At 72.8% G+C, this 1,046-nt stretch carries 1 pseudogene; it reads left to right on the top strand.

The features are described 5' to 3' along the window. Positions 1 to 18: 18 nt before the first annotated feature. A pseudogene (locus ACWELJ_RS34235) lies at positions 19 to 1,046 on the top strand (hypothetical protein); the annotation flags it as partial.

Raw genomic sequence — 1,046 nt, 5'->3', positions numbered from 1 at the left:
GCCCGCTTCCTCCGCGCCGTGGACGCCCCACTCCTGGCCCGCGCCCGCCACCTCGAACACGCCTTCGGCGGCCGCGACGCCTTGGCCGCCGCCGAACTGATCCGCGCCGCCGAACAAGCCCTCGCCACCGCCCCCGCGACCAGCGCCCGCTGGATCGAGACAGCCCTGCGCCTCTCCCCCGATCACCCCGCCCGCCCACACCGACTGCTGTGGGGGCGGGCGCTGCTGTTGTCCGGTTCCGTCGAACGGGCGCGGGAGGTGCTCGAACCGCTACTGGATTCCGCTGCGGTCCAGACAGACTCGGCCGGGTGCGAACGCTCCGGAGGCAGCGAGGCGGTATTGCTGTACGCGCGGTGTGAGCGGATCCTGGGCCGGATCGACAGCGCACGGCAGCTGCTGGCGCGGGCGGCCGGACGGCTGGATCCGGGTGAGAGTGGGGCCGTCCAGCTGGAGCTGGCGGTCCTGGAGTCGCAGGACGACCGCGAGCGGGAGGCGGAGATTCGGATCCGGGGGTTGTTCGCATCGGGGGCCGTGCGGGATCCGGCGATCGGGGCGGCGGCTCGGACATTGCGCAGTATGGGGCAGCTCAACGGGCTGGACCTGAGCGCGGCGCGTGCGGACTATCGGGTCGCGGAACGAGAGTTCGCGCAGCTCACCGACACTCGGCTGCTCGAGGTCGTGCACGCGGTCGCGGCGCTGGGCTGGATGGCGTACTTCCTCGACGATCAGCGCACCGGGCTCGCGCATATCGAACGCGCCATCGGGGTGAGCCGGCGGCGCGGCCGCAGCTTCATGCTGCCGGAGTTGCACGCGGTCCACGCCTACTCGCTGGCCAAGCTCGGCCGCTACGACGATGCGCTCGCCGCCGCCGACGACGCGCTGGAAACCGCTCGGCTGTACGGATATCCGGGCATCGCGCCGCTGGCGGGCGCGGCCAAACTCCGCATTCTCCAGGACACCGCGCCGCCGGCGGAGGTGCTGAGCTGGTGGCGCGTGATCCAGACCCCCGAACCGGCCAGCGGGACTGAGCCCCGCGAGGATGCCGA

It is taken from the genome of Nocardia sp. NPDC004582 (genome assembly GCF_053602115.1).
This window is presented reverse-complemented; position numbering and strand designations above follow the sequence as displayed.